Origin of the sequence: Streptomyces sp. NPDC048001, assembly GCF_043203115.1 — a bacterium.
Classification (GTDB): domain Bacteria; phylum Actinomycetota; class Actinomycetes; order Streptomycetales; family Streptomycetaceae; genus Streptomyces; species Streptomyces sanyensis.
The window spans coordinates 128,248-151,536 of record NZ_JBIDBN010000001.1 but is presented as its reverse complement, the minus strand read 5'-3'; the positions used below and the strand labels follow the sequence as shown (position 1 = coordinate 151,536).

Genomic DNA, 23,289 nt, shown 5'->3' with positions numbered 1-23,289 from the left:
GGCGGGAACGCGGTGGCGGCGGGTGGGGTGGGAGCAGGGCGTACGTCTGCCCGGTGTGCCCATCGCAGGGATGCCCTTCACGACAGGGGTGGTTGCCGCGGGCTGGGGGACCACGCGTGCTGTGGGACCGGATGAAGCCCCAGGATGCCGGGTTCGTTGAACGGCTTCCAGGTCGATGCAGAGGATGTCCGTGCTCAACGGCGTGCCTGCCTGGCGCATCCTCAGGTCAGTCAGCATCCGGTCAGCATGAGTCCTCGTCCGTTCCGAGACAGGGGTTTGAGCGGGTGCCCGGTCGGCGATGGCGTAGCGGCCTGGACTCCATGGAAGCGCCGGCGAGGAGCCTTCATGCCCGAGTGAAGTCGATGTTCTTTGGCGTCTTCGGGTCCGACGAGTGCCGGTGTACAGTGAACAACGCCCCTGACCTGCACAAAGCAGGCAGGGAGCCGTCCTCGAGGAGTCCCAAGTGCTGCGTACTCTGTTCAAGTCCAAGATCCACCGTGCCACCGTCACCCAGGCCGACCTGCACTATGTGGGATCGGTCACCGTCGACCGGGATCTGATGGACGCCGCGGACCTGCTCCCGGGGGAGCTGGTGCACATTGTGGACATCACCAACGGTGCCCGCCTCGAGACCTATGTCATCGAGGGTGAACGCGGCAGCGGGGTGATCGGCATCAACGGGGCCGCCGCCCATCTCGTGCACCCCGGTGACCTGGTGATCCTCATCAGCTACGCCCAGGTCGACGACGCCGAGGCCCGCTCGTTCGTGCCGAGCGTCGTGCACGTCGACGCCGCGAACCGGATCGTCGCCCTGGGGTCGGACGCGGCCGAGCCGGTTCCCGGCTCGGACACGGTCCGCAACCCCCACGCGGCCGTCTGAACCGGCCCCGTCCGCACGGCGACGTGTGGAGCGGCGGGACCGCACCGCGGGCGGCCCCGTCGCCCCGGACGCCCGGCCGGGCGCGGTGATCACCCCGGCCGTGCTGGCCCTCCTGCACACCTCCCCGGTCCATGTCCCCGTCTTCGAGGCGCTGCGCGACCGGCACCATCCCGGGACGGCCCTGCGGCACCTGGTGCGCGAGGACCTGCTGGCCCGGGCCCGGAACGAGGGGACGGGGCCGGTCGCAGGCGCTGTCGCCGCCGCCGCGGCGGGCGGCGCCCGGGCGGTGCTGTGCACCTGCTCCACGCTCGGCGCGGTCGCCGAGGCGGCGGCCGCACGGGCCGGCGTGCCCGTGCTCCGCGTGGACCGGCCCATGGCGGCCGCTGCCGCCCGGCTGGAGCGGGTCGCGGTCGTCGCCGCGCTCGCCGCCACGGTGGGGCCCACGGTGGCGCTCATCAGGGAGGAGGCGGCCCGCAGCCGTACCGACCCCCGGCTGCGCACCCATCTCGTCCCCGGGGCGTGGCACCGGTTCGCCTCCGGTGACCGGGAGGGCTACCTGGACGCGGTCGCCCGCGCCGTCGACGCGGTGCGCGACGCCGACGCCGTCCTGCTGGCGCAGGCGTCGATGGCGGACGCGGCGGAGCGGGCCCGTACGGCGCTGCCGGTGCTGAGCAGCCCCGCGTCCGGGCTGCGGGCCGCGGCGCGGGCCGCCTCCGGAGCCGCCGGCCCGTCGTCCGCACGGCCGTGACTGGATCCGGCGCGCGTGGGAACCCGAGCCGGTGGACATTGGGAACGACGCACGACGTCCTCTGGAGGCACGGCATGACCCACCCGTACCCCGACCCCGCCCCGCCGGTGCCCACGCCGACGCCGGGCCCGCCGCCGGACCCCGGCCCGCTGCCGCATCCCGTCCCCGCGCCGTCGCCGGTGCCCGGACCGTCCCCCGACCCGGTCCCGCAGCCGCCGGGTCCGTCCCCCGAGCCGGTCCCGCCCCCGGAACCGCAGCCCGGCCCGGCCTGACCGGCCCGGCCCCACCCGACCGGCCCGCGGCGGTGCGCGTCCGGGCGCGGCGCCCGCGGCGGGCCCCGAGCACAGCGGGCCCGGCCTCCGCGAAGGCGCCCGCCCGGCCGTGCGGTCAGTCCGCCGCGACCTCGGAGCGGTCACCGCCCCAGAGGGTGTGGAAGGCCCCCTCGCGGTCGGTCCGCCGGTAGGTGTGCGCACCGAAGAAGTCGCGCTGCCCCTGGGTGAGGGCCGCCGGGAGCCGCTCGGACCGCAGGGCGTCGTAGTAGGCCAGCGCGGCGGAGAAACCGGGCGTCGGCACGCCCTTGCGTGCCGCCGCCGCCACCACCTTCCGCCAGTCGTCCTGCGCGGCGCCGATCTCCTCCGCGAACTGCTTGTCCGACAGCAGGCTCGGCAGGTCCGGCTGCGCCTCGAACGCGCCGCGGATGCGGTCCAGGAAGGCCGCCCGGATGATGCACCCGGCCCGCCAGAGCGAGGCGACCGCACCGGAGTCGACGCCCCAGCCGTGGGCCTCGCTCCCCGCCTGCACCTGGTGGAAGCCCTGGGTGTACGAGACGATCTTGGAGGCGTAGAGGGCCTGCTCGACCCGGGCGGCGAACCGGTCCGCCTCCTCCTCGCCGAGCGGCTCCGCGGACGGGCCCGGCAGCCCGCGGGAGGCCTCGCGCAGTGCGGCGTGGCCCGACAGCGACCGGGCGAACACCGCCTCGGCGATCCCCGACACCGGAACGCCGAGGTCCAGGGCGATCTGCACGGTCCAGCGCCCGGTGCCCTTCTGCTCCGCCCGGTCCGCCACCACGTCCACGAAGGGCAGCCCGGTCGCGGCGTCCACCTGGGCGAGGACCTCGGCGGTGATCTCGATCAGATAGGAGTCCAGCCGACCGGTGTTCCAGGTGCGGAAGGTCTCCGCGATACGGGCGGGGGAGTAGCCCGCCACCGCGCGCAGCAGGTGGTAGGCCTCCGCGATCAGCTGCATGTCGGCGTACTCGATGCCGTTGTGGACCATCTTGACGAAGTGCCCGGCGCCGTCCGGGCCGACGTGCGTGACGCAGGGCGTCCCGTCCGGGGCGGTGGCCGCGATCCGCTCCAGGAGGGGGCCGAGGGAGGCATAGGACTCCGCGGAGCCGCCGGGCATGATGCTCGGCCCGTGCAGCGCGCCCTCCTCGCCCCCCGAGATCCCGACGCCGACGAAGTGGATGCCGCGCTCCCGCAGCCGTCGCTCCCGGCGCCGGGTGTCCTCGAAGTGCGCGTTGCCGCCGTCGATGATCACGTCCCCCTCGTCGAGCAGCGGGGCGAACTCGTCGATCACGGCGTCCGTCGCCTCGCCGGCCTTCACCATGATCACCAGGCGGCGCGGGCGTTCGAGCGCGGCGACGAAGTCCTGTGCCGACTCCGCGGCGACGAAGGCGCCCTCGCCGCCGAACTCCTCCACCAGTGCACGGGTCCGGGCGGCCGTCCTGTTGTGGACGGCCACCGTGAGTCCGTTGCGGGCGAAGTTGCGTGCGAGGTTGCGGCCCATCACCGCAAGGCCCGTCACGCCGATCTGGGCGGTTCCGTTCATCGGTGTGCTCCTGGAAGCCGAAGAAGTCCTGAGGGTGGCCGGTCGGCCGTGCGCCGGTGCATACGTAAGGGCGGTCCGGCCCACTCACCGATCTTCGGTGCGCCGCCCGGAGAGTGCATCCCGTTCCCCGGAAACGCAGCGGTTCCGGGCCCGCTTCCGTCAGGTCGCGCCCCGGGCCCGCTCCCTCGGCGGCGCCCTCCCGCGGCCGCACCCCCCGGCGCGCCCTTACCCCGCCGGGGCGCTCCCCGGGGCGCGGAACGGGCACCGTACGTGACCTGTCGGCCGAGGACGGCGGTATTCGGTCACTCTCGGCCGAATCGCTTGTGACGCTCCGTTCCACCGCCCTACGTTTGCCGCTTGCGGCATGACCTGCATGCGTGCGTACGGGTAATGGGGGAACACACCATGGCCGGAACCGGACGGCACCGCCGATACCAGCCGAGTCGCCTGAACAGAGCGTCGCTCACCGTCACCGCCGGGGGGGCCGGCATGGCGCTCCCGCTCATCGCCGCGGGGGCCGCGGGCGCCGCCTCGGCCGACACGTGGGAGAAGGTCGCCGCCTGCGAGTCGAGCGGCAACTGGAGCATCAACACCGGCAACGGCTACTTCGGCGGACTCCAGTTCACCCAGTCCACCTGGGAGGCGTACGGCGGCACGCGGTTCGCCCCCCGGGCCGACCTGGCGACCAGGGACCAGCAGATCGCCGTCGCGGAGAAGGTCCTCGAGGGCCAGGGCCCGCGTGCCTGGCCCACCTGCTCGGAGCGGGCCGGTCTCACCCGCGGCGGCGACGGCCCGGACACGGCTCCCACCGCCCACGCGGCCCCCCGGGCCGCCCCCGCCCGCCCGGCGGCTCCCGCTCCCCAGGCCTCGCCGACCACCGTGCCCACCCAGCGCGAGGGGTACACGGTGGCGCGCGGGGACTCCCTGTCGAGCATCGCCGAGCGGAAGCGCGTGCGCGGCGGCTGGCAGGGCCTGTACCGGCACAACCGGACGGTCGTCGGAGAGGACCCGGACCTCATCTTCCCCGGCCAGCGGCTGGTGCTGCGCGCGCCGTCCGCGGCGCCGGAGGCGAAGCCGCGGGACAGCGCCGCCTCCCGGACCGGGGACCGTCCGGCGGCCGGGCAGACCCCGAAGGGGACTCCCGAGCGGGCGCCCGCGCAGAAGCCGAAGCAGACCCCGAAGGAGACCCCGAAGCAGCAGGCCCCCGAGCCCGCCCCGAAGCAGCAGACGCCGAAGCCCGCCCCGAAGCAGCAGGCCCCCACCGAGGCCGAGCCCGCGCCCGAGGCCGGCGGCTACAGCGCGCCGGTGGCCGCAGGCCCCTCCACCGCCTACCGCACGGCCGGAGGCTCCTGGTCGCGGGGCTACCACACCGGCGTCGACTTCCCGGTCCCCACCGGAACCTCCGTCAAGGCCGTCTCGCCGGGCACGGTGGTCTCCGCGGGCTGGGCCGGGGCCTACGGCTACGAGGTCGTCATCCGCCATCGCGACGGCCGGTTCAGCCAGTACGCCCACCTGTCGGCCCTCAACGTGCGCACCGGCCAGCAGGTCTCCGGCGGGCAGCGGATCGCCCGGTCAGGATCCACCGGCAACAGCACCGGACCGCACCTGCACTTCGAGGTCCGTACCGGCCCGGGCTTCGGTTCCGACGTTGACCCGCTCGCCTACCTCAGGTCCCGGGGCGTCCGCGTGTGACCCCGCCCTCCGGCCCGGGCCCCGCACGGGTGCGGCCGGCGTCCGGGAGCGGCCGCCGCCCGCCGCGCGGCCCCCTCCCGTCCGCCCCGGGCGGTCGCCGCCGAGCCGCTCCCGTGTCAGCAGCACGATCCCGGCCGCCGCGACCGCTCCGCAGACCACCGCCAGCACGGCCCCGAGGGCCCCGTGCCGGAAGCCCTCGCCGAAGAGGGCGATGCCGACCGCGGACGCTGCGACGGGGTTGACCACGGTCACGGTGGCCAGCGGGGCCGCCAGCCCCGAGCCGCGGTAGGCGGCCTGGGACAGCAGCAGCCCCAGCACCGCGAGGACGCCGACCACGAGCAGGGCGGGCCAGTGCCGCAGCGGGGCGCTCCATGCCCAGTCCTCCGCGACGGTCTTGGTGAAGATGGAGGCTATCCCGAACGACACCCCCGCGGCGGCGGCCAGCAGCACGCCCCGCAGCACGGGGCGGTGCACGCCGTGTGCGGCGAGGAAGAGCAGCGCCACCGCGCCGAAGGCCGTGGCCGCGAGCACCGCGCGCTCCCCGCTCCCCGGGGTGACGCCCGTGCCGCCGTCGGTGAGGGCGAGGAGCCCCGCCAGTCCGGCCGTTGCCAGGAGCGCGCCCCGCCAGGCCCGCGCCCCCGCCCCGCGGTGGACGAAGAGCGCGGCCATCGGCAGAGCGAAGACGAGGGTGAGCGCCCCCAGCGGCTGCACCACGCTCAGCGGCCCGTAGGCGAGGGCCGCGACGTGCAGCGCCGCTCCCGTGCCGTTGAGGGCCACGGCGGCCCACCAGCCCGGCCGGTCCACCGGGGCGTAGGCCCGGGAGGGCGCCGTGGAGGCGACGTACTCCTGGAGGATCGCCCCGGCGGCGTAGGCGATCACGGAGGCCAGCGCGAGGAGTACGGACAGCGCGAGGGAACTCATGGCCACCACCCTGTCCCCCTTCCGCGTTCACGTCGTCATTCCTGAGCACGCACTCTCCCGTACTGCCGCAGTAGTACGGGAGGAGTCGGCGGGTGGGCTCTTCGACGGGCACGACCGGAGGGGTCGGTCCACCCCGGGGGAGAGGCCCGCTGCGGGGTGTGCACTTCATCCCCCAGTATCCGGTTCGCCCCTGCCTGCCGCGCGCCCGGCGGCGAAGGCCCCGGCGGAGCCCGCCCACGGCCCCGGCGCCGGGGGGCGGAGGGGCCCCGGGGCGTCAGCGGGTCGGCCGCCGGGCGCCGTCCGCACGGCGGCCGACCCGCGTCCTCCCCCGGTGGGGCATGCCGGACCCCCATCCGGCATGCCCCACTCCCCTGCGCAGTGGCCGGTACGCGCTCCATGGTGGAACGCCGCGGTCCTCGAATGTGTGGACTCGGTGACAACTGGCGGGAAACGACTGCGCCGCCGCTTCCGCTGTGCTCGGCCCTCTCCCCGCAGGTCAAGGGGCACCTGTGGGTAAGCGATTACCTTCCGTGAGAGGTCTGTACCAATCGACCGGCCATCTGCCCTGCGTGTTTCGGCCAGCCCGGGCCGGACGTCCGGGGGAGGACCGGTCTCCGGGCCCGGGTGCCACGGTTCCCCGCGTCCGCGTCCGCGCCCGCACCCGCGCCTGCGCCCGCGCCGGCCCGGCCGTGACGGACGCCATTTGGAGGGGGCCCGCCCCCTCGCTAAAATCGCGCTTTTGGACATGCCGACGGCATTCGAGTGACCGAGGAACAGCGAAGGCGATGACCCTGACAGAGGACAGCCCCGTGGCCCACGGCCCGGGTATCGACCCGGAGCGGCTGGCCGTCTGCCTGAGCGTGCTCGAGGAGCTCGACCGGCTGGAGGTCGACCACCCCGACGCCGTCGCGGTGCGCCGGGCCACCGCCGGTGTCTACCGCACGGTGAAGCAGCGCCGCCGCCAGGAGCGGCGCGCGGCGAAGACGGCGCACGACCGGGCGGTGACCGAGGCGACCGCCACCGGCAGCGCCGACCGCATCGACGACGAGACCCAGGGGCTGCTGCCCAGCTCCACGGCCGCCGGCGACATCGCGGGCATACTCCGGCGCCCGCGCTCCTGCTACATCTGCAAGACCCGCTATGTCGAGGTCGACGCCTTCTACCACCAGCTCTGCCAGGAGTGCGCCGCCCGGAACCGCTCCAGTCGCGACGCGCGTGCCGATCTGACCGGCAAGCGTGCGCTGCTCACCGGCGGCCGCGCCAAGATCGGCATGTACATCGCCTTGCGCCTGCTGCGCGACGGCGCCCACACCACGATCACCACGCGCTTCCCCAAGGACGCGATCCGCCGGTTCAAGGCCATGCCGGACAGTGACGCGTGGATCCACCGCCTCAAGGTCGTGGGCATCGACCTCCGCGACCCCGCACAGGTCGTCGCCCTGGCCGACTCGGTCGCCGCCGCCGGTCCGCTGGACATCCTGATCAACAACGCGGCCCAGACGGTCCGCCGCTCGCCGGGGGCGTACCGCGAGCTGGTGGCGGCCGAGTCGGCGCCCCTTCCGGCGGGTGAGCTGCCAGCGTCCGAGGTGATCGGAACCTTCGGCAGCGGTGCCGTCGACACGGTGGCGGCCCTGCCCTCGGCCCGGGGCGAGGCGCTCGGCGCCCAGCAGGTCACCGAACTCGCCCTGGTCGGCGGTTCGGCCGCGCCCGCGCGGATCGAGGCGGGCACCGCGATCGACGCGGGCGGTCTGGTGCCGGACCTCCACGCCAGCAACAGCTGGATCCAGACGGTCTCCGAGGTCGACCCGGTCGAGCTGCTGGAGGTGCAGCTCTGCAACTCCACCGCGCCGTTCATCCTGATCAGCCGCCTGCGCCCGGCCATGGCCGCGGCCCCGGGGCGCCGCAAGTACGTGGTGAACGTCTCGGCCATGGAAGGGGTCTTCAGCCGCGGCTACAAGGGGGCGGGCCATCCGCACACCAATATGGCCAAGGCGGCGCTGAACATGCTCACCCGCACCAGCGCCCAGGAGATGTTCGAATCGGACCGCATCCTGATGACCGCCGTGGACACCGGCTGGATCACGGACGAGCGTCCGCATCCCGACAAGATGCGGCTGGCGGAGGCCGGTTTCCATGCACCGCTGGACCTGGTCGACGGCGCCGCCCGCGTCTACGACCCGATCGTGCGGGGCGAGGAGGGCGAGGACCTGTTCGGATGCTTCCTGAAGGACTACGCCCCGTCCAAGTGGTGATCGGGCCTTCCGGGCATTCTCCTCTTATCGGATAGTCGGCATTCTTTCGGTCCCTTCACGGCCGGTGCGCCAGCAGGCGCGCCGGCCGTTGTCCATTTGGAGGGGGTCGTTGGCCTGAAGATGACAGAGAATGGGGCCCCATCGAGCATGGGGCCGCTCATTTGGTTAGTCTGTGGGGAATGGGCGGCCCCCAAGGGATCCACCAATCCCCCTCGGCCGTCCAGGGACAGGTCCTCAACCCGGCCGCGGTCCCGCACGTGTTGACTGCGCCACCGCGACCCAACCGGACCTGTTCCCCTTCGCGACACAGAGGAGTGCGCGGTGACACCAGATGTGAAGCATGAGACGAGGCCGCCTGATCGCGGCGGCCAGAGGCCGGGCAAGACCGAGGAACTGGGCAGTCTCGAGGTGTGGGCCCGCTCGGCTCCGATCAGGCTCGCCGGGTACGAGGAGGACCTCGCCGAGCCGCACATCCTGCAAGGCATCGACTGAGCCGGACGACGACCCGCACTGCGCCGCCGTGCCCCCCGCCCACCCGGGCGGGGGGCACGGGTGTGCCCCGGGTCCGCCCCGCCCTCAGCGCAGCCGCGTGGGCGGCAGGAACTGCCGCACCGGTGTGCGGTGCCACCAGGCCCCGGTCTCGCGCCGTTCGGCGCGTGTGGTGTAGCGGTAGCGGTACAGCAGGGCCCGGACCTGCACGGGAGGCGCGTCCGGGAAGGGGTTGCGGGCGAGCAGCCGCAGGGTGTCGCGGTCGCCCCGCAGCAGCCGTTCGACGAACGCCGGGAACCAGGGCGCGGCATAGGCGGGGGAGAGGGCCGCGAACCACATCATCCAGTCCAGTCGCAGATGGTACGGGGCGTACTGGCGCGGCCTGCGGTGCACGTCCCCCGGTTTGCCCTTGAAGCCGTACGCGCGCCAGACCGTCCCCTCGCCGGCCACCGCCTCGTCCGTCCCCTCCACCACCACCTCGTAGCGCACCCGGCTCACGCTGCCGAAGGCACCGTAGGAGTTGACCAGGTGCAGGGGGTCGTAGGACCGGTTCATGGCCTGGTGCCGCGAGAGCAGGTTGCGGGCGGGCCGGTAGCTCAGGGCGAGCAGGACCGCCGCGACGGCCAGCACGACGGCCTGGTACCAGGGGGGCGCGTCCGGCAGGCTCCGCGCGGCCAGCGGGGAGGCGTCCACCGCCGGGAGCGCGAGCACGATCGTCAGCCAGTTCAGCCAGGCGAAGTTGCCCGACAGCACCAGCCACAGCTGGGTGACCACGATCAGTCCGGCGGCCGCGCTCGCCACCGGTTGCGGGGCGAACAGCAGGAACGGCACCCCCAGCTGGACCGCGTGGTTGGCCGCCGTCTCCGCCCGGTGCAGCGGCCGGGGCAGTCGGTGGAACCACCAGCTGAGCGGCCCGGGCATCGGCTGGGTCTCGTGGTGGTAGTCCAGGCAGGTCAGGTCCCGCCAGCAGCGGTCCCCCCGCAGCTTGATCAGCCCTGCGCCGAACTCGACCCGGAAGAGCAGCCAGCGCAGCAGCCACAGGACCACCACCGGAGGGGAGGTGCGCTCGTTGCCCAGCAGGATCGCCAGGAAACCGGCCTCCAGCAGCAGCGACTCCCAGCCGAAGCCGTACCAGGTCTGGCCGACGTTGACGATCGACAGGTAGAGCGCCCAGAGGGCGGCCCACCAGGCCATGGCGACGGCGAGCGGCAGACGGTCCGCGGCCCCGGCCGCGAGCGCGGCGGCGAGCAGCACCCCGCACCAGGCCGTGCACGCGAACAGCCGGTCGCTGTAGCGGAGCCGGAAGAGGCTCGGCGCGGCCCGCGCGGGCACCCGCCGCAGATGCGCGGGGACCGGGAGCATCCCGCGCTCTCCGATGAGCGCCCGGAACTGCAGGGCGGCGGAGAGGAAGGCGACCAGGTACACCACGGCCAGGGCCCGCTGGAACACCAGCCGGCTCAACCAGTAGGCGTCGTCGCCGAACCACTGCATCGCCTCCAGTATCGCGGCCGCGGAGGACTCCCCGCGCAGCGGCCCGCGGAGCGCACCCCCCTCAGGCGGCCGCCGCCCGGCGCAGCGCCCCCGCCAGCCGCCGGGCGTAGAGGCGCTGCGCGAGCGGTACCGCGGGCCCCGCGAGACGGGTGTACCAGGCGGCGGGGCGGCTGAAGGCCCGGACCGTGAACCACACCTCCCCGTCCTCGCGCAGCTCCACCAGGAAGGCCTCCTCCCCGCACTCGGGGTGGCCGGCCTCGGTCCCGTAGGCGAAGCCCGTGCGGTCGGGCCCGTCCGCGGCCCAGACCACCTCGCACGGGGCGGTGAGCCGCAGCCGGCCGGCACCCACCGAGATCCGCACCCGGACGCCGGGCTCCGCCCGGGGCGCCGCGGCTTCCACCCGCGCCCCGGAGGCGCGGTGCATCTCCCAGCCCGTGACCGCCGCTCCCGCGGCCTCGAAGACGGCGCGGCCGTGGCCGATCCGCTCGGCGACGTGCAGGTGCCGGTAGCCGCGCGGCAGGGGCGCGCCGCGGGTCGCGCCGACCTCGGGGTAGCTGAGTGCGGAGGGGGGCGTGGTCATGAGGGTGTCTCCTTCAGTCGTCTCCAGGCGAGCACCGAGCAGAGCGCGAAGCCCAGTGCGTTGCCGAGCCCGTGGGTTGCGGCCATCCAGGCCAGATCGGGGTGCGGAAGCCCGGTGGCCTCGCCGAGCGCCCAGCTCAGGGCGAGCAGCATGGTGGCCACCAGGACCCCCGCGGAGAGGGCGAGCAGCAGGCGGGTGGGTGCCTCGCGGGCGCGGCTGCGTACGTCGCGCCAGGTCACCAGGGCGACTGCCCACATGCCGGCGGTCAGGACCACGGCCCCGACGAGTTCGGCGGCGTCGCCGAGGAAGTAGCCGACGAGCACGAGCAGGGTGCCCGCGGGCACGCTGAGCGCGGCGAACCGCCCGAGCGGGCCGCCCGCGGCGGTGCACACCAGGCCCGCGACGAGCGCCGCGGCGAAGCCCGCGTAGTGGAAGTGGGGCACGGTCAGGGCGAGGATCTCCAGGTCGAAGCCGAAGAGCCGGTGGCCCCCTCGCTCGGCCACCAGGGCGAGCGCTGCCACGCAGGGCGAGAGCAGAGCGGTGAGCACGGCGAGTTCGGCCGGCGCGGCCGACCGGATCCGCCGCAGCCGCCGGGGTGCCTCGGCCGCGAGGGCCAGGGTCCCCGCCGCGTAGACCCCGGCGAGCGCCACCGCCGTGGTGCCCCGGGGCAGCCACAGCGCGGCGGATCCGGTCAGGGCGCACAGCGGCCATGCCCGCCGAATGGCGGTCGGCGGGCGCGGCGCCATCAGGCGGAGCCCGGTCGGCACCACGACCAGCATGCCGAGCATCACGATCAGGTTGACCAGCACCGACACGGCACCCCACCCCCCTGTTGAACGTGTTCAAGTTCGTCCCGGCGGTGAGCTTACGGGGTGGATTGAACGCGTTCAAGTCGCGTCTGGGCTGAAGATCCGTCAGAACTTGAGGGTGCGGACGGTCCGCCCGGCCGGGAACCGGTCCGCGGGCGGGAGGCCCGCCGTCCGCCGCAGGCGGAGCGAGGGACGCAGAGCTGAGGGAGAACGAGGTGCGCGCACCGATGCAGCGACTGTCCGTGGCGGCCGCCACGGCGTGTGTGGGACTCCTCGCCGCCGGTTGCGGTGGCACGGACGCCCCGCCCGGACCGGAGGAGCTGCTCCTCCAGCCGACCAGCGCCCGCGGCGCGGGCGCCTACGCCCCCTCGGCCGCGGTCCCCGCGCCCGCCTTCGCCCCGCCCGCCGTCACCGCCGCCCCCGCCAGCCCCTCCGGAGGGGGCACCACCCTGCGGACGCTGTCCGGCGCCGCCCCCGGCCTGTACGGCGGCCTGCCCGAGCGGGCGAGCTGCGACGTCCCCGCCCTGACGCGCCACCTGTCCGCCGACCGGGCCGAGGGCCGTGCGTTCGCCACCGCGGCGGAGATCGAGCACGGCGACGTCGCCGCCTTCCTGCGCGGGCTGACACCGGTCGTCCTGCGGGCCGACACCCGGATCACCGGACACCGCCTCGCCGACGGCGGCAACCGCGCCCACCAGGCCGTCCTGCAGGCGGGGACGGCCGTGCTCGTGGACCACTTCGGCGCCCCCCGCGTGCGCTGCGCCGACGCGAGCCCCCTGGGGCCGCCCGTGCCCGCCGAGCGCGCCGTCGTCCCGCGCGGCCGGCCCTGGGACCGCTACCGCCCCGACCAGGCGATCGTCGTCAAACCCGCCGAGCAGGTCGTCAGCAGCCTGCTCCTCGTGAGCACCGCCGACGGCAGCTGGATCGAGCGGCCCTCGGGCACGGGGGGCGAGGAGGACGCCCGGCCGGAGGTGCTGCCGCCGGTGGCCGCCGAGGAGGTGTTCGCCGACCCCGCCCTCGCCGGGCCCGGCGCCGGGGCCGGCCAGGCGCCCGCGACCTCGGGCGACACCGGCTCCGCGCCGGCCGGGCAGGCCCCCGAGGCCCCGCTCCCCGACGTGCCCGCGTACGACCCCCTCCCTCCCGCCGACGTCCCGCCGCCGCAGCCGGACGCCGCTCCGGCCCCGGAACCGCTGCCGGACGGCCCCGACGCCCCACCCGTCCTCCCGGACGTCCCGCTTCCGCCCGCCTCCGACCCCTACGCCTCCGAGTACTCCCCGGGGTGACCCGCCCGGGGAGCACGGATCCGGTCGTGGGAAGCGGCAAATGATGGCAGAGTGGCTGCATGGCTGATCGGGCAGCGGGTGCCCTGTCGCTTCCCGACGACTGGCCGGCACGCGCGGAGACGACGCTGAGTCTCACTCGCATGGGCACCTTCGACTGGGACCTGGGCAGCGGTCTCCTGCACCTCGACCCCGTCGGCCTGGCCCTGTTCGACCTGCGTCCCGAGGAGTTCGACGGCCGGCCCGACGATCTCGCCTCCCGGGTGCCCGCGGACGAGGCCGTCCGCCTGGACACCCTCGTCACCCAGGCGCTCAAGCGCGGGGCCGAGCACTACGGCGCCTACTTCCGCGTCCGCCGCAAGGACGGGAGCCTGCGCTGGACCCACACCCAGGCCCGCGTCCGGCGCGACGCGAGCGGCCGCCCGGTGCGGATCACGGGCATCGTCCGCGACGCCACCCAGGAACTCGCCGACTCCGCCGCGCGCATGGGCCTCGACGCCGACCGCCGCCGCCAGACCAGCGTCGTGGAGTCCACCACCGCCGCCCTCGCGCACGCCCGCACCGTCGAGGACGTCATCGCCCTGCTCCGCGGCTCCCAGGGGCTGGAGCACCTCGGGGCGACCAGCCTGGTGATGGGCCTCCTGGAGTCCGGGCGGATCCACCTGGTCGCCGAGGGGCCGGAGGAGTCCTTCGTCCCCGGCACCCGGTGGACCCGGGTCGACGAGCAGTACCCGATGAGCGAGGTGGTGCGGACCCTCGCCCCCCGCTTCATCGAGTCGGCGGAGGACTTCGCCGCCTCCTACCCGGTCCTGTGGCCGCACATCAAGGGCCTGGGCGTGTCGGCCGCCGCCTACCTCCCGCTCATCGCCCAGGCCCGCCCCATCGGTGCGCTCGGCCTGCTCTACCGCGACAAGGAGGGCTTCACCTCCGACGAGCGCAACCTCCTGGTCGCCCTCGGCAGCAGCATCGCGCAGAGCCTCCAGCGCGCCGTCCTCTACGAGCAGGAGCACGATCTCGCCGAGGGCCTCCAGCAGGCGATGCTGCCCCGCCGCATCCCCGAGGTCGCCGGTGCGCAGATCGCGGTGCGCTACCGCTCGGCACGGCTCGGGCGCGACATCGGCGGCGACTGGTACGACGTCATCCCCCTGCCCGGAGGCCGCGTCGGCGCCGTGATCGGCGACGTCCAGGGGCACGACACCCACGCGGCCGCGGTCATGGGCCAGCTGCGGATCGTGCTGCGGGCCTACGCCGCCGAGGGCCACACCCCGGCCACGGTGATGGCCCGGGCCTCCGTCTTCCTCCACGAGCTGGACACCGACCGCTTCGCCACCTGCACCTACGCCGAGGTGGACCTGACCACGGGCGTCGTCCAGCTGGTGCGCGCCGGGCACGTCGACCCGCTCGTCCGCGACCAGGACGGCAGCCCCCGCAGACTGCCCGTCCAGGGCGGGCTCCCGCTCGGGCTCTCCGCGGAGTTCCGCCGCCTGGAGTACCCGGTCACCACCGTCGAACTCGACCCCGGCCAGACCCTGCTGCTCTACACCGACGGCCTGGTCGAGCAGCCCGGCGCCGACCTCGACGACGGGATGCGCCTGCTCGCCGCCCTCGTCCACGACGGCCCCCGCGACCTGCAACTGCTCGCCGACCGGCTCTGCGAGGTGGTGGACGAGCGCGGCGGGGACGACGACGTGGCCCTGCTGCTCCTGCGCCGCAAGGGCACCTTCGCCCCGCAGGCGGGCGGACGCCTCCAGCAGCACGTGGCCCAGAACGACCCCGAGGCGCTGCGCTCGGCCCGGCACATGGTCCGCGCCGCGGTACGGGCCTGGGGGGCGAGGGAGCGGGCCGACGAGATCGAGCTGGCCGCGGACGAACTCGTCACCAACGCCCTGATGCACACCGACGGCGGCGCGATCGTGACCGTGCGGGTGCTGGCCGGCCCCCGGCGCCTGCTCCGGGTGGAGGTGGAGGACCGCTCCAGCGCCCTGCCGCGGCGCAGGGAGGCGGGGGACTCCGGGGTCTCGGGGCGCGGGCTGATGCTCGTCGACCGGCTGTCCGACACCTGGGGCGTGGAGTCGCGCGGCAGCGGCAAGTGCGTGTGGTGCGAGTTCGCCGTCCCGGAGCGCGACCACCGCTGAGCCCCGCCCCGCCCGCGCCTCGCGCCGCCCACCGCCGTGCGGCAGGGTGGAGGCATGCCCGAACTGCCCGAGGTGGAGGCGCTGCGCGGCTTCCTCGACGCGCACCTGGCCGGACGGTCCGTCGCCCGCGCCCTCCCCGCCGCCGTCAGCGTGCTCAAGACCTACGACCCGCCACTCCGGGCGATCGAGGGGGCACCGGTCACGGCCGTGGACCGCCACGGCAAGTGGCTGGACATCACCGCGGGGGAACTCCATCTGGTGGTCCACCTCGCCCGGGCGGGATGGGTGCGCTGGCAGGACCGGGTGCCCGAGGCGCCCCCGCGTCCGGGCCGCGGGCCGCTGGCGCTGCGGGTCGTCCTCGACGACGGCAGCGGCTTCGACCTCACCGAGGCGGGCACCACCAAGAGGGTGGCCGTCCACCTCGTCCGGAGCCCCGGGGAGGTCCCGGCGATCGCCGACCTGGGGCCCGACCCGCTCGCCGGCTCCTTCGACCTGGCGGCCTTCACCGCACTGCTCGCGGGGGAGCGCCGGAGGATCAAGGGGGCCCTGCGCGACCAGACGCTGATCGCCGGGATCGGCAACGCCTACAGCGACGAGATCCTCCACGCGGCCCGGATGTCGCCGTTCAAGCCGGTGCAGAACCTGGACGAGGACGAGCTGCGCACCCTCCACGCCTGCCTGCGCTCCACCCTCGGCGAGGCCGTCGCCCGCTCCCGGGGCACCGCGGCGGGCCGGCTGAAGGCGGAGAAGAAGAGCGGCATGCGCGTCCACGGGCGCACCGGGCAGCCGTGCCCCGTCTGCGGGGACACGGTCCGGGAGGTGTCGTTCAGCGACTCCTCGCTCCAGTACTGCCCGACCTGCCAGACCGGCGGGAGGCCGCTGGCCGACCGCAGGCTCTCCCGCCTGCTGAAGTGACCGCCGGGCCCCGGGGGCCTGCACCGCCCGATGCAGTTGCTTTGGGGCCGTGACGGGTCCGGGGAGGGCGTGAGCGCCCGGCCTGTGAGGCGGCCATGACAGGTTGGCGGCGAACCTCGACGCAGTACCACGGAGGTCGTTCCGTTGCGCACATGCCCGACCCGCCAGCCGCCGGCGGGTCGGGCATGTGCGCTGGGGCTCACCTCACGAGGGGCTTCGGGCTCGGTGCATAGTGGGCTGGGATGGGGAGTTCGAGCTTCCAGTTGACGAAGCCGATGGGGTCGGCCCGGGTCGATTCGAGCCAGTCGAGATGGTCGGGCGGGGCGGCAGCTGCCGACGTCGCCGGTACCAGGAGAGCAGCGGCGACCAGGGTCGCGGCCAGGCAAGTCTTCTTGATCACGACTCATCAACGTCACAGCCTGGGCAGTGGTTACTCTGTCCATGGACGGCGGAACGGCGGTCAGCGCCTGGTAGTGAGCATGGGTCTCCCCGCCCGCCGGTGGGACGTGGTCTTCTTGGTCTGGCTGTGGGCCCAGCGGCCTGGCTCGGCCGAACCCGTTTGGCTCGGGTCCGCAGCACCGGCCACCGGTTGGGCTTCTTGATCGCCCGTGGGCAGTTCCGGTTCCGGCGGGCTGGGAGCAAGCGGCTGCGCGCTTCCTGCCCGGCCTCGGTGAGGGAGCGAGTGAGCTTGGCCATCGTGGCTCCGAGCCGGGACGGAACGCTTCGGCGGACGATGCGGACGCACCTGAGGCAGGAGACCCGGTCCGCGTCCACGGCCGGGCCGGCGAGGGCTGCGGCGTGAGCGAGCCGGCGGTTCGCGTGATGGACGGCGAGGTAGGCCCACAGCTCCTGCCGGACGCCTTCCGTCGTGCGGGACCGGATCGGCCCACCGGGGCCGAGGCGATTCTTGATCTCGTCGAAGGCCCGCTCGATCTCCCAGCGTTCCCGGTAGAGCGCGACGAACTCGGCCGCCGGGTACCGCTCAGGGTCCAGCAGGGGCGTGCCGAGGAAGGCCACCTTGTCGTCCTTCGTCAAGGTGATGACGCGGTAGAGCGTGTGCTTGGGCAAGATCCGGCATTCCCGGGCCGCCCGGAGCCGGACGTCCTTGCCCGGACGTGCCATCGACAGGGACGAGCCGTCGGGAAGCTCCTCCTGGAGGGTGCCGAGGTGGTTGGACGTCCTCGCCGAGCCGCGACCGGGCCCGGCACAACGACGATCGGTTCACCCTGGCCAGGGCCCGGCTGCCCGGTATACCGCTGGTCAGCACGCGCAGCACCTCCTCGTACGACTCCCGGGCGAACAGACACAGGGCCAGGACGAAGTACACGACCAGCCGCGCCGGTAGGAGACGGCGCCGCCGCTCGGCTCGCTCGTGCTTGGCTGTCGCCGCGTCGACCAGCTCGGCGGTGAACACCTTCGTCAGGATCCCGATCCGAGCCCGCTGCCCCGCTCCCCACCCCGTCACACCCAGGGCAACGCCCCGCACAGCTCACAGGCAACTGCATTGGCCTGCACCGCCCCCCGGGACACCGGGCGCCCGCCGCGCCGCGGCTCCTGCCCCGGTGTGCGGCCTGCTCCACCCAGCCCGCCGGGATCAGCCGCCGATCGACAGCAGGCGCTCCCCGTTCTCGCCCCGGACCTCCCACCGCCCGATCTCCGCCGAGCGCAGCATCGTGCCCCCGGCGATCTCCAGCGGCCCGGCGTCGCCGGAGGCGCCGTCGATTCCGTAGCCCGACTCCGGCACCCACCAGCTGAGCACGGGGTACTCGGCGCCGTCGGTGCCCACGGCGACCAGCCGGCAGGTCCGGGGGCCGGGCAGGTCGCTGAGCCGCATCGCCACCGAGGTGCCCCAGCCGTGGTCCGCCAGCGCCACCGAGGCCCGCACCCCCGAGACCGGGTCGGAGGCCGCCACCCGCTGCACCGGCGCGGCCGGTGCGCCCGGCCCGTGGACGGCGACCACGCCCACGGGGAGCGCCACGACCAGCGCCGCGGCGGCGGCGCCCATGACCCACCGACGCCGCCCGGCCCTGCGCCGCTGCGCCCGCACCCGCCCGGTGAGCCGGTCCAGCAGCTCGGGTGAGGGCGCGGTGGGCAGCCCTCCGGGCTCGGCCAGCTCACGCAGGGCCTCCGCCATGGCGGTGAAGTCCGACAGGTGCACGGTGCACCGCATGCACCCGGCGAGATGCTCCTCGAAGCGGATCGCGTCCCCGGGTTCCAGGACGCCCAGCGCGTAGGCGGCCACATCGCGGTGCGGCTCCTGGCGGGTCATGGCGATCCTCGATTCCTGGTGTTACGGCCGGTCACTCTGCTATACGCAGCGACCCCGGCCCCTGCTCAATGCCCCGGCGGCGTCGTGCACACGAGTCCCGTGCCTCCGCTCGGCCCCGCGCTGCGGCGCGGACCGCCGCCCCCGCGCCGCAGGCCCTACACTCCGCTCCATGCTGCGCGTACTGGCCGTCGACGACGAGAGACCGGCACTGGAGGAACTGCTCTACCTCCTGCGGGCGGACCCGCGGGTGCGCACCGCCGAGGGTGCCACCGACGCCACCGAGGCCCTGCGGCGGATCGGCCGGGCACTGGAGGCGGGACCGGACGGCGAGGAGTCCGTCGACGTGGTGTTCCTCGACATCCACATGGCCGGACTGACCGGCCTCGACGTGGCGAGACTGCTGGCAGGATTCGCCCGCCCGCCGCAGATCGTCTTCGTGACCGCCCACGAGGGCTTCGCCGTGCAGGCCTTCGACCTCAAGGCCGTCGACTACGTGCTGAAACCGGTGCGCCGCGAGCGCCTGGCCGAGGCGGTCCGCCGGGTGGGCGAACTGGTGGCCGCCCAGCGGGAGTCGGCAGGCGCCGTGCGGAGGGGCGGTGCCCCGGCGGTCGTCCCCGGGCCGGGCGGCGACCAGATCGCGGTGGAACTCGGCGGGGTCACCCGCTTCGTCCCCGTCGACGACATCTCCTATGTGGAGGCCCAGGGCGACTACGCCCGCCTGCACACGGCGGACGGGAGCCATCTGGTGCGCATCCCGCTGTCCACCCTGGAGGAGCGCTGGGCCTCCCGGGGCTTCGTCCGCATCCACCGCAGCCACCTGGTCGCCCTCGCGCGGATCGACGAACTGCGCCTGGACGCCGGTGCCACGACCGTGCGCGTCGGCAGCGCCGAACTGGCCGTCAGCCGCCGCCACGCACGCCAGCTGCGCGACCTGCTGATGCTGCCCCGCGCCAGGACCTCCCAGGGCCGCGGCGCCTGACCGCCCGGGCGCGGGCGGCATCGCCGCCGTCCGCGCCCGGGGGCCGGACCGCCGGGTGCCCCGCAGCCGGGTGACGGCTCACTCCTCCCAGTCCCAGGTGCCGAAGTACGCCGCCTCGCCCGTCCGCCGGGCCCTCTCCACCGCGCTCAGGCGGGCGAAGTCCCCGGGCGGCATCAGGGCCCGCCATGCGGCCAGGGGCAGGACCCGCGCCTCGTCGTGCTCCCGAGGGTCCAGGACGATGCCCCGGATCTGCGCCGGGGTGAGCCGTCCGCCGTCGAAGACCGTGCCCAGGCTGCTGTAGGGCCAGCCGGCCCCGGGCAGGCCGTAGACGGTGGCCAGCAGCCGGGGAGGGGACGGCGGGGTGAGGCCGGTCTCCTCCCGGCACTCGCGCACGGCCGTCTCCCAGGGCCGCTCGCCCGGGTCCATCGTCCCGCCGACCAACTGCCACGGGTGGGCGGGCGAGTAGACGGAGTGCAGCTGGAGCGGCCGGTCGTCCTCGTCGGTGTAGTAGACGCAGGCGAAGGCGGTGGCCTTCAGCACCGTCTCGGCGTACCGCTCCGGCGGCAGCCAGCCGCTGCCGCGCCCGGGGGCACCGTCGGCTGCCGGTGGTTCGGGGCGGGTCATCCGCATCGACACCGGGCTCCCCGTGAAGCCCAGCTCCCGGTAGAGCGGGGCCGCCTCGACGCTGGCGTCGACCTCGAACCGGGTGACGTGCTCCTTCTCGGCGAGATGGTCCACGAGTGCGGACACCACGGCGCGTGCGCAGCCCCGGCGTCTCAGGTCCGGGCGCGTGGCCACGATGTGCAGCCGGGCGGCCAGGCCCCGGGGGCGGTCGGGTGTCGGCAGGGCGGAGTGGACCAGGCCGAGGGCGCAGGCGGCCAGCGCACCGTCCGGTGCGTCGAGGACGAAGGCCCGCGCATCGCCCGCCGGGCCCAGGCGCGGCGCCAGTTCGTTCGCGCACCGCCGGATCCACTCCTCGCTCAGGGGCTCCGCCAGGATGTGCGCCGAGCGCATCCGGACGATCGCCTCGGCGTCCTCGGGAACGGCGGGCCGGACGCCGCCCCGCCCGCCGGGCCGTACCCGGTCCGGCGCGACGGCGGTGGAGGGCCGGTGCCGTCCGGCGCCCTCGCTGTCCGCGGAGCCGGAGCCGGGGCCGGAGCCGGGGCGGCGCCCGCGGCCGACGGGCAGCGGGACCGCCACGCCCCCCGCGTCGGCGGCTGCGCTCCTCCCGACGGGGGCGGGCACCGGGGAGCCCGGTGCCGGGTGCGCCGTCCCCTGGGCGGCGACCGGGTGCAGGGGACCGTCGGCTCGGCGCCGCGGCCGGGCGTCTCCGAGCCGCAGAGGCGGAACCCCGTGCTCCGCGGGGGTCGGCCGGGCGTCGCGCACCTGTGCCGGGGAGTGGTCGCGGCCCTCGCGGGCGGGGCGTGCGGCGACAGGCGCCTCCGGCGGCGCATGCGCACGGCGCCCCCCGGTGCCGGTGGTGGGGAGCTTCGCCCGAAGCGAGGGGCAGGCCACCTCGGACGGGAGGAGCCACCGGGCGCCCCCTCCGGCGGCCTCCGGCGGCGCCCGGTGCACGGAGCAGCCGGTCACCAAGGGGAACAGGAACCGGAAGTCGTAGTGGCGGCGGGCGGGTTCGCCCGTCCCCGGGTCGGCGTCGACGTCGTGGACGGCGATGTCCAGCGGTTCCCGGAGCCGCCGGGGCGTCAGGCACAGGTCCCCGGGCAGGATGCCGGTCTCGGCCGAGAGCCCGCGCAGTGCCGCGTCCGGCAGGTGCCGGTCGGCCGCCTCGACGGGGACGCACGGTGCGGGCAGGCGCGGCGTACCGCCGCGGAGGGTGTGCAGGACCCGGCGGTCGCGGTCGACGACGACGGCCGTGCAGGTGACGGGTGCGAGGTGGGCACGGCGGCTCCGCGGGCCGCAGGGCTCGGTGGTCCCGGCCGGGGCGGCCAGGTGGGCGAGGAGCCCGGCTAAGGACCGGCGCTCCTCGGGGTGCCGGGAGAGGTACGCCTGTGCGATTGCACGGACGGAGGGGAGGGAGAGCGCCACATCGTCACCTTTCTTTCGCGGGCCGGGTGGTGGAGCGGAGGGGCAGCCCGGCCGGTGCGGCAGGCACCCGGCCCCGCAGCTTCTCAAGGGAGTGCCCGGAACCGCCCGGGCCCGGGTGCCGTGCGCGGGACGGGTCCGCTCCGCACCCTGTGCGTTCGTACGTGGGCAGCTCGTCCTCCGGTCGTCGGCGCGTCCCGGCGCGTCCCGGGTCGGAGTGTGGCTGCCCTGATCGCCGCCTGCGTACTCGCCCCCGAGGGGTGAGCCTCCGGCGGCGGCCGCCCGGCGGGCCGCGCGTGCCCCGGGTCCCCGTGCCCGGGGCACGGCCGCACCCGGTCGGGCGGCGGCACGGCACCGCCGCCCCGTGCGCGCCTGCCGGGACGGGCCGTCGACACGGTGCGGCCCTTCTCCGACGGTGTACGGGCGCCGTGCTCGCGCGGCGCACCCCCGCCTCCCGGGGCCGCGCGCCGGCCGTCCCGGGTGCCCCGTTCGGCGAGCAGCGCGGCGAGAAGCCGCCGATGTGGCCCGGCGAGCAGGGCTTCGTGGGCGGCACGATGGACGAGTCCACCGGGCTCACCCATCTCGGCGCACGGGAGTACGACCCCGCGCTCGGACGGTTCATCTCGGTCGACCCGAAGATGGACATGGCCGAGTCGCAGACGATGAACCCGTACGCGTACGCCAACAACAGCCCGGTGACGTTCAGCGACCCCTCGGGCGCGTTCTGGGGCATCCCCCAACTCGTCATCCAGGCGATGAAGCTGTACAAGAAGGCTGTCGCCTCACTTTCCGGCGGCATGCCGCCGGCCCCGTCCGAGCCGACGCCCACCGTCAGCAAGAAGGACGTGGAGCGGGCGAGGTGGCTGAAGAAGCAGTCCAAGACGGACATGGTCATCCACGTCGCCAAGGAGGCGGTCAAGGAGGCCGGCGGCTACGACGGCATCGTCGACTGCAGCAGCGCGACGGGGCGTGGCGCACGATGGAGCATGAGAGGCGGACGAGTGCAGTTCGGGGGGTTCCTGTGAGACGTTTCTCCGTACAAGGGCGCGACTACTTCGCGCTGATCGTCCTGAGTGACCACAACGACTTCGAGGCCATGGAAGTCGTGGAGGCGGGTGATGGTGCGTCCGGGGGGACGCTGCTGGAGTTCCGGATGGACGACGAGGCGGCGCGGCTGAGCTACATCCGGCCGGAGATCGACATCCCCCTGCTGAGGGCCTCCCTGGAGGTCTTCCGGGAGGAGTTCTTCGAACCCAGGTGGGCCTCGGGGTACCCCTGTCCCCCCTGGTGATCCGCGCGCCGAGCGGCTGAGCCGCCCCGGCTTCGGGCCCCGCCGCGAGCGTGCTCGCGGCGGGGCCCCGTCGTACGCGGTCCTGCCGGCCCGCCGGACTCCGCACCACAGGCGTCGCTTCCCCTCCCATCACCTCCGCACGCGGACCCCCGCGTCTCTACCGCCGTTGATCGCCCCTGCGTAGACTCCCTGCTCCGGGTCCGCCCGCTCCGGCCGGGCCCCGGCGCACCCCTGCCCTCCGCCCCGACCCCACCCCGACCCCCGACCCGCGAAGACCTGCGACCCGACGCTGGAGCGGACACCGATGTCCCCAGAGCACACCCCCCGCCGCGAGGTGGTCACCGGTGTGCCCCGCGCCGCCCGCCGCCGCCCCGGGCACGCCCCGGCCCGCTCCGAGATCAGCGAGCACACCACCCTCGGCACCACCTATGTGCGCTCCCTGATGCGCAGTCAGCTCCGGGCGGCGCTGCGCGCGCTCGGCGTGCTGGTCCTGCTGGTCGGCAGCCTGCCGCTGCTGTTCGCCCTGCCCGGCGTGCTCGGCGGGTGGCCCGGCTCGCCCGCGCCGTTCGTCTGGGCCGCTCTCGGCTTCGGCGTCTACCCGGTGATGTGGCTGACCGCCCGCTGGTACGTGCGGCGGGCCGAGCGCAACGAGCGGGACTTCGTCCGCCTCGTCGAGGGCCGCTGA

The 23,289-nt window shown here is 75.0% G+C and carries 22 protein-coding genes; 12 read left to right on the top strand and 10 right to left on the bottom strand.

Translation table 11 applies throughout. The annotated features are described in order from the left end of the window. The first annotated feature begins 463 nt into the window (after positions 1–463). A complete protein-coding gene (panD, locus tag ACGF15_RS00680; protein ID WP_345608369.1) occupies positions 464–880 on the top strand; it encodes an aspartate 1-decarboxylase in 417 nt (138 codons plus the stop codon). A gap of 100 nt (positions 881–980) precedes the next feature. Further along, positions 981–1,628, top strand: coding sequence for an aspartate/glutamate racemase family protein (locus tag ACGF15_RS00675; protein ID WP_392796873.1), 648 nt, complete (start codon positions 981–983; stop codon positions 1,626–1,628). Positions 1,629–2,015: 387 nt separating this feature from the next. Here ACGF15_RS00675 and gndA read toward each other — a convergent pair whose 3' ends face one another. Beyond that, positions 2,016–3,458, bottom strand: a complete 1,443-nt coding sequence (gene gndA, locus ACGF15_RS00670) for an NADP-dependent phosphogluconate dehydrogenase (RefSeq protein ID WP_392796451.1) — start codon at positions 3,456–3,458, stop codon at positions 2,016–2,018. Between the two features lie 405 nt (positions 3,459–3,863). Between gndA and ACGF15_RS00665 the strand changes: the two genes are divergently transcribed. Then, positions 3,864–5,150, top strand: coding sequence for a transglycosylase family protein (locus ACGF15_RS00665; RefSeq protein WP_392796450.1), 1,287 nt, complete (start codon positions 3,864–3,866; stop codon positions 5,148–5,150). On the opposite strand, the gene ACGF15_RS00660 is transcribed toward ACGF15_RS00665, so the two are convergent. After that, entirely contained in the window at positions 5,031–6,071 is a 1,041-nt protein-coding gene (locus tag ACGF15_RS00660) for a DMT family transporter (RefSeq protein ID WP_392796449.1), read from the bottom strand. The two genes, ACGF15_RS00665 and ACGF15_RS00660, sit on opposite strands and share 120 nt — an antisense overlap. Positions 6,072–6,856: 785 nt before the next feature. On the opposite strand from ACGF15_RS00660, the gene ACGF15_RS00655 reads away from it, so the two are divergent. Both ACGF15_RS00655 and ACGF15_RS00650 read left to right on the top strand, forming a co-directional pair. Further along, complete coding sequence (locus tag ACGF15_RS00655; protein WP_345608361.1) at positions 6,857–8,323, top strand: SDR family NAD(P)-dependent oxidoreductase; 1,467 nt, start codon at positions 6,857–6,859, stop codon at positions 8,321–8,323. Positions 8,324–8,644: 321 nt separating this feature from the next. Next, positions 8,645–8,815, top strand: a complete 171-nt coding sequence (locus tag ACGF15_RS00650) for a hypothetical protein (RefSeq protein ID WP_360652958.1) — start codon at positions 8,645–8,647, stop codon at positions 8,813–8,815. Between the two features lie 84 nt (positions 8,816–8,899). On the opposite strand, the gene ACGF15_RS00645 is transcribed toward ACGF15_RS00650, so the two are convergent. From ACGF15_RS00645 to ACGF15_RS00635, 3 genes are all read right to left on the bottom strand, one after another. Beyond that, positions 8,900–10,303, bottom strand: coding sequence for a lipase maturation factor family protein (locus ACGF15_RS00645; RefSeq protein WP_392796448.1), 1,404 nt, complete (start codon positions 10,301–10,303; stop codon positions 8,900–8,902). 61 nt (positions 10,304–10,364) lie between these two features. Beyond that, on the bottom strand, positions 10,365–10,883 hold the full coding sequence (locus ACGF15_RS00640) for a DUF1990 domain-containing protein (protein WP_362611801.1): 519 nt from the start codon (positions 10,881–10,883) through the stop codon (positions 10,365–10,367). Then, on the bottom strand, positions 10,880–11,698 hold the full coding sequence (locus ACGF15_RS00635) for a YndJ family protein (protein ID WP_392796447.1): 819 nt from the start codon (positions 11,696–11,698) through the stop codon (positions 10,880–10,882). Before ACGF15_RS00635 ends, ACGF15_RS00640 begins: the two co-directional genes overlap by 4 nt. 221 nt (positions 11,699–11,919) lie before the next feature. On the opposite strand from ACGF15_RS00635, the gene ACGF15_RS00630 reads away from it, so the two are divergent. From ACGF15_RS00630 to ACGF15_RS00620, 3 genes are read left to right on the top strand one after another with little or no spacing between them, the layout of a single operon-like run. Further along, entirely contained in the window at positions 11,920–12,975 is a 1,056-nt protein-coding gene (locus tag ACGF15_RS00630) for a DUF6777 domain-containing protein (protein WP_392796446.1), read from the top strand. A gap of 59 nt (positions 12,976–13,034) precedes the next feature. Further along, the gene (locus tag ACGF15_RS00625) at positions 13,035–15,107 is read left to right on the top strand and encodes a SpoIIE family protein phosphatase (RefSeq protein ID WP_392796445.1); all 2,073 of its coding nucleotides are present in this window, start codon (positions 13,035–13,037) and stop codon (positions 15,105–15,107) included. 54 nt (positions 15,108–15,161) lie between these two features. Continuing rightward, entirely contained in the window at positions 15,162–16,022 is an 861-nt protein-coding gene (locus tag ACGF15_RS00620) for an Fpg/Nei family DNA glycosylase (RefSeq protein ID WP_392796444.1), read from the top strand. A gap of 199 nt (positions 16,023–16,221) precedes the next feature. Here the strand turns inward: ACGF15_RS00620 and ACGF15_RS00615 are convergent, their stop codons facing one another. From ACGF15_RS00615 to ACGF15_RS00600, 4 genes are all read right to left on the bottom strand, one after another. Then, complete coding sequence (locus tag ACGF15_RS00615) at positions 16,222–16,422, bottom strand: hypothetical protein (protein ID WP_392796443.1); 201 nt, start codon at positions 16,420–16,422, stop codon at positions 16,222–16,224. Continuing rightward, positions 16,419–17,090, bottom strand: a complete 672-nt coding sequence (locus ACGF15_RS00610; protein ID WP_392796442.1) for a transposase — start codon at positions 17,088–17,090, stop codon at positions 16,419–16,421. Before ACGF15_RS00610 ends, ACGF15_RS00615 begins: the two co-directional genes overlap by 4 nt. Next, positions 17,005–17,487, bottom strand: coding sequence for a transposase domain-containing protein (locus tag ACGF15_RS00605; RefSeq protein ID WP_392796872.1), 483 nt, complete (start codon positions 17,485–17,487; stop codon positions 17,005–17,007). Before ACGF15_RS00605 ends, ACGF15_RS00610 begins: the two co-directional genes overlap by 86 nt. A 129-nt stretch (positions 17,488–17,616) precedes the next feature. Then, the gene (locus ACGF15_RS00600) at positions 17,617–18,291 is read right to left on the bottom strand and encodes an anti-sigma factor family protein (RefSeq protein WP_392796441.1); all 675 of its coding nucleotides are present in this window, start codon (positions 18,289–18,291) and stop codon (positions 17,617–17,619) included. Positions 18,292–18,460: 169 nt separating this feature from the next. On the opposite strand from ACGF15_RS00600, the gene ACGF15_RS00595 reads away from it, so the two are divergent. After that, on the top strand, positions 18,461–19,270 hold the full coding sequence (locus ACGF15_RS00595; RefSeq protein WP_345608345.1) for a LytTR family DNA-binding domain-containing protein: 810 nt from the start codon (positions 18,461–18,463) through the stop codon (positions 19,268–19,270). Between the two features lie 78 nt (positions 19,271–19,348). On the opposite strand, the gene ACGF15_RS00590 is transcribed toward ACGF15_RS00595, so the two are convergent. Further along, positions 19,349–21,316, bottom strand: a complete 1,968-nt coding sequence (locus tag ACGF15_RS00590; protein ID WP_392796440.1) for a GNAT family N-acetyltransferase — start codon at positions 21,314–21,316, stop codon at positions 19,349–19,351. A 425-nt stretch (positions 21,317–21,741) separates the two neighbouring features. Between ACGF15_RS00590 and ACGF15_RS00585 the strand changes: the two genes are divergently transcribed. The 3 genes from ACGF15_RS00585 to ACGF15_RS00575 all read left to right on the top strand — a co-directional run bounded on the left by ACGF15_RS00585 (position 21,742) and on the right by ACGF15_RS00575 (position 23,289). Beyond that, on the top strand, positions 21,742–22,338 hold the full coding sequence (locus ACGF15_RS00585; RefSeq protein ID WP_392796439.1) for an RHS repeat domain-containing protein: 597 nt from the start codon (positions 21,742–21,744) through the stop codon (positions 22,336–22,338). Beyond that, on the top strand, positions 22,335–22,604 hold the full coding sequence (locus tag ACGF15_RS00580) for a hypothetical protein (RefSeq protein ID WP_392796438.1): 270 nt from the start codon (positions 22,335–22,337) through the stop codon (positions 22,602–22,604). Before ACGF15_RS00585 ends, ACGF15_RS00580 begins: the two co-directional genes overlap by 4 nt. Before the next feature lie 304 nt (positions 22,605–22,908). Continuing rightward, positions 22,909–23,289 (top strand): hypothetical protein, encoded by a 381-nt coding sequence (locus ACGF15_RS00575; protein ID WP_345608337.1) that lies wholly within the window; start codon positions 22,909–22,911, stop codon positions 23,287–23,289.

Excerpts from the sequence above, each read along its gene's own strand:
- ACGF15_RS00625 (WP_392796445.1), top strand. The coding sequence starts at position 13,035 with ATGGCTGATCGGGCAGCGGGTGCCCTGTCGCTTCCCGACGACTGGCCG.
- gndA (WP_392796451.1), bottom strand. The coding sequence starts at position 3,458 with ATGAACGGAACCGCCCAGATCGGCGTGACGGGCCTTGCGGTGATGGGC.
- ACGF15_RS00600 (WP_392796441.1), bottom strand. The coding sequence starts at position 18,291 with ATGACCCGCCAGGAGCCGCACCGCGATGTGGCCGCCTACGCGCTGGGC.
- ACGF15_RS00655 (WP_345608361.1), top strand. The coding sequence starts at position 6,857 with ATGACCCTGACAGAGGACAGCCCCGTGGCCCACGGCCCGGGTATCGAC.
- ACGF15_RS00630 (WP_392796446.1), top strand. The coding sequence starts at position 11,920 with ATGCAGCGACTGTCCGTGGCGGCCGCCACGGCGTGTGTGGGACTCCTC.
- ACGF15_RS00595 (WP_345608345.1), top strand. The coding sequence starts at position 18,461 with ATGCTGCGCGTACTGGCCGTCGACGACGAGAGACCGGCACTGGAGGAA.
- ACGF15_RS00645 (WP_392796448.1), bottom strand. The coding sequence starts at position 10,303 with ATGCAGTGGTTCGGCGACGACGCCTACTGGTTGAGCCGGCTGGTGTTC.
- ACGF15_RS00620 (WP_392796444.1), top strand. The coding sequence starts at position 15,162 with ATGCCCGAACTGCCCGAGGTGGAGGCGCTGCGCGGCTTCCTCGACGCG.
- ACGF15_RS00660 (WP_392796449.1), bottom strand. The coding sequence starts at position 6,071 with ATGAGTTCCCTCGCGCTGTCCGTACTCCTCGCGCTGGCCTCCGTGATC.
- ACGF15_RS00665 (WP_392796450.1), top strand. The coding sequence starts at position 3,864 with ATGGCCGGAACCGGACGGCACCGCCGATACCAGCCGAGTCGCCTGAAC.
- ACGF15_RS00640 (WP_362611801.1), bottom strand. The coding sequence starts at position 10,883 with ATGACCACGCCCCCCTCCGCACTCAGCTACCCCGAGGTCGGCGCGACC.
- ACGF15_RS00575 (WP_345608337.1), top strand. The coding sequence starts at position 22,909 with ATGTCCCCAGAGCACACCCCCCGCCGCGAGGTGGTCACCGGTGTGCCC.